Here is a 3,407-nt window from a genome sequence, read left to right on the forward strand (position 1 = left end):
ATATAGCAAGAAGCAGGAGCTCATAGCAAGAGAAAAGGCCAGAATACCAAGACAAGCTGATGATATAGCAAGAAGCAAGAGCTCATAGCAAGAGAAAAGGCCAGAATACCAAGACAAGCTGATGATATAGCAAGAAGCAGGAGCTCATAGCAAGAGAAAAGGCCAGAATACCAAGACAAGCTGATGATATAGCAAGAAGCAAGAGCTCATAGCAAGAGAAAAAGCCTGCACACCAAGAGAAGCAGGTGATTTAGCAAGAAGCAAGAGCTCATAGCAAGAGAAAAGACCCGAATACCAAGACAATCTGATGATATAGCAAGAAGCAAAAGCTGCACCAAGAAAAAAATCCTGAATACCAAGAGAAGCAGATGATACAGCAAGAAGCAGGAGCTCTTAGCAAGAAATCCACCGGAAGAATATCTAAACCCACGTGCGTTTAAGTCGGTAAGCATAGCCAATCCACCACCATCTCCACTCCACAGATGGAAAATGCGCGAAAATAGGTAGGGGATGCGCGAAAAAAATTAAAATGCGCGAAAAACATCGGGTCATGCGCGGAAATATCAAGCCAGTGCGCGATAAAACCGAAAATGCGCAAAAATTACAATGTGCTGCGCGAAAAAGCGGAGTGCGTGCGCGGAAGCCAGTAAGCGCAGCCAATCGACTTAAATTGGAATGTACGCGTAAGGAGAAAACGAAGCTTCACTGGGACAGCACGTGGCAGACCAACATTGAAGAAGTAGCGCCCTACTTGAGGCCGTACCCATGGAGATTCCTGTAGCGACGCAAATGAGCTAAGTTCAAATAATTTTTTTAGTGACCTCCTTTTCATCACGCAGGTGTCGGTCCTCCATTTTCGTCCACGCGTTTCAAAAAATAATAAAAAAGCTCCTGCATTTAGACAGGAGCTTTTAATGGTTATCCTCCGAAATGACGTATGCCGAAGAGGGTGACTGCGACGATAGCGATGATGATCCACATGAGTTTCTTCTTTTTCTTTCGTTGCTCTTGATTGGCCCAGCGGTTTGGATTGAAGCTTGGTTCGTCCTGATCGCCTGGGCGGGTGTAGTGGCGCTGGGTATAGGGTTTGGCGCCTATTAGGAATAATGGGGCAAGGGCCATGCCAGCGATGAAGCCAAATAAGTGGGCCAGGATATTAATGCCCGGGTTTACAAACGTCATAATTAACGCAATAATGATGATGATTATGACCAGCTGAGAGTTGGCTCGATCGATGAGGTCGCGTCTCGCCCAAATCATATAAGCTAATACACCAAAGACACCAAAAATCGCGCCGGATGCTCCTAAGTGTAAATAATATACTTCCCCCAAAAATAATGTAGCAATGTTGGCGAGAATTCCCGTAAGAAGATAGACGGTCAAAAACTTAACTGTGCCTAGAATTCTTTCGATGGCCGGACCAAAAATCACCAATGAAAATGAGTTAAACACGACATGAGTTAAGCTGACATGAAGAAAAATAGGAGTGACAAGCCTCCAATACTCTCCCATAAGTACATGATAGTTGCTCCCAACCCCCAAGGCTCGAATCCAATCACCAAATGGAAATAAATTCATCCATAAAAATAGGATCAGATGAATGGCTACAAGTGTGGTAATGACGGGATAATTTTTTCTGAATGAATAGAAGCTTTCGTTTCGTATAAACATTTGTGACCTCCTAAAGTAACCAATTTTATAATATACGATTAGATGAGGTGTGTACATGATTCAGGGTATTGGTATTGATATTATTGAACTTAGCAGAATTGAAAAAGCACTGAAACGAAATCCTCGATTTGAGGAGCGTATCTTAACGATTGCTGAACGTGAAAAAGCTGCGACCAAACCGCAAACTCGGAAAATAGAGTTTATAGCTGGTCGATTTGCGGCAAAAGAAGCGTTTGTGAAAGCGGTTGGGCAGAAGGGGATCTCCTGGAAAGACATCGAGATTTTAAACCAAAAAGATGGGAAACCCATCATGACTGGACCTACCTCTGGAATCATCCATGTATCGATTTCCCATAGTCAAGCCTATGCGACTGCTCAGGTAATTATAGAAGGTTAAATAAGAGGCTAGCAAGCTTTAGGACTCGTCTGCATATTCACCGAGGTTGTCTCATATAGTTGTAGTGCGATGGGGAACAGCTCGTCAATTGGACGGGGATGTCTCTAATTAGCGGCAAATGAGACGAAGGGGTGAGGGTATGAAACGAGTCAGCTGGTTATTGATGGTTGGACTTCTAATGACTTTGATATTGGCAGCGTGTGGCGAGAAATCACAGGAGGACGTATTAGAAGATCTAGGTACAACGTTAGAGGATTTGTCGGGCTATAAGACAAAGGCGACGATGCAGCTGGAGACAGGTAACGAACCGCAAACATATGATGTTGAGGTATGGCATAAGAAGGAAGGCTTTTACCGGGTCATGCTGAATAATAAAGAAAAGGACCAAAGCCAAATCATCCTGAGAAATGATGATGGTGTCTTTGTGTTAACACCTGCGTTAAATAAGAGCTTCCGATTCCAAAGCGATTGGCCAAAGACGACAAGCCAAAGCTATTTGTATGAGTCATTAATTGCGGATATTCTGACGGATCAAGAAAGAACATTCTCCCAGGACGACAACTATTATGTCTTTGAAACAGCAACTAATTACCAAAACAAGAATTTAAATAAACAGCAAATCTACTTAAACAAAAAAGATTTAACTCCAGCAAAAGTTGAAATCCTTGATGCGGAGCAATCTCCACTCGTATCGTTAACATTCTCAGAGTTTGATAAGAATGCGTCATTTGATGACAACGCCTTTGATATGGACCATAATATGACAGGCGCGCAGCTATCTGAGCCAACAATGAGTGAACCGACATCTGAATTGGCGATTTATTATCCATCCTATGTTCCAGATGGCACTAGCTCAGGTCAATCTAAAGAGGTGGAAACAGACGAAGGTATTAGCTTTGTACAGCAATATACAGGTGACAAGTCCTTTACACTAATACAGAAGCAAGTAGAAGTTGTCCCTGCCTCCACTTCAATTAATATGTATGAGGGGCAGCCAGTCGATTTAGGCTTTACCGTGGGTGTTCAAACAAATGACGCTCTCATGTGGACGAACAACGGAATGGAATTCTATTTAGCCTCATCGGATCTTGAAACAGACGAAATGGCAGATATCGCTCGTTCCGTGTATCTTACAACAGAAAAATAATATCGATGCTGCCAGTCAATTTGACTACAGTATGAAGCATGGTGCCTGCGCACCATGCTTTTTTGGTTTTTGAGCATATGGATAGAGGTCGGCTCATGATTCGTTCTTGGTCCTCCGCGCCGATAAAGAGCTCCTCCCGCCGATAAGAGAGTCCTCCGCGCCGATAAAGAGCTCCTCCCGCCGATAAGAGAG

General features: G+C 43.4%; 4 protein-coding genes. 2 read left to right on the top strand and 2 right to left on the bottom strand.

What is annotated here, in order from left to right; all coding sequences use genetic code 11:
* Positions 1-918: 918 nt before the first annotated feature.
* Positions 919-1,671 (bottom strand): rhomboid family intramembrane serine protease, encoded by a 753-nt coding sequence (locus FN960_RS20600; protein ID WP_143850751.1) that lies wholly within the window; start codon positions 1,669-1,671, stop codon positions 919-921.
* A 55-nt stretch (positions 1,672-1,726) separates the two neighbouring features.
* Here FN960_RS20600 and acpS point away from each other — a divergent pair, with 55 nt between their 5' ends.
* The gene (gene acpS / locus FN960_RS20605) at positions 1,727-2,068 is read left to right on the top strand and encodes a holo-ACP synthase (RefSeq protein WP_143850752.1); all 342 of its coding nucleotides are present in this window, start codon (positions 1,727-1,729) and stop codon (positions 2,066-2,068) included.
* 139 nt (positions 2,069-2,207) lie between these two features.
* Entirely contained in the window at positions 2,208-3,215 is a 1,008-nt protein-coding gene (locus FN960_RS20610; RefSeq protein WP_143850753.1) for a LolA family protein, read from the top strand.
* Here FN960_RS20610 and FN960_RS23050 read toward each other — a convergent pair.
* On the bottom strand, positions 3,199-3,407 hold a 209-nt coding region (locus FN960_RS23050), incomplete at its 5' end, for a hypothetical protein (RefSeq protein WP_221936821.1). The genes FN960_RS20610 and FN960_RS23050 overlap by 17 nt on opposite strands.

The organism is Alkalicoccobacillus porphyridii (assembly GCF_007293315.1).
GTDB lineage: Bacteria > Bacillota > Bacilli > Bacillales > Bacillaceae_D > Alkalicoccobacillus > Alkalicoccobacillus porphyridii.